This is a genomic window from Photobacterium sp. R1, from assembly GCF_054600795.1.
This window is the reverse complement of sequence record NZ_BAAHZP010000657.1, coordinates 1-262: the sequence shown is the minus strand read 5'-3', so window position 1 is coordinate 262 and position 262 is coordinate 1. Positions and strand designations below refer to the sequence as shown.

The following is a 262-nucleotide window of genomic DNA, read 5'->3' as shown; positions in this document are numbered from 1 at the left end:
AGGATACCAATCAGCTCCAGCAAACCGTAGCTCACCAGAAACGACAGAAACACCGCCCCGACAGGAACGATCAGTCCGACCGATATCACCAGCTTTTCAAACAGAAACGGCAACATGTCTTTGCTGTGCAGGAACTCTGGTCCTGCCCCTGTTACCGCCATCAGCGCAGCGCCGGCGCCCATGACTTTCAGTACAGAGAAAACTTTGTCTGTCAGACTCTTAGACCATTGGCCGCTGACAAAAGGATAGACGGCACCGATCA

General features: G+C 53.1%; 1 pseudogene. It reads right to left on the bottom strand.

Annotated features, from left to right (window positions below):
• A pseudogene (locus ACYP03_RS26700) lies at positions 1-262 on the bottom strand (YjiH family protein); the annotation flags it as partial.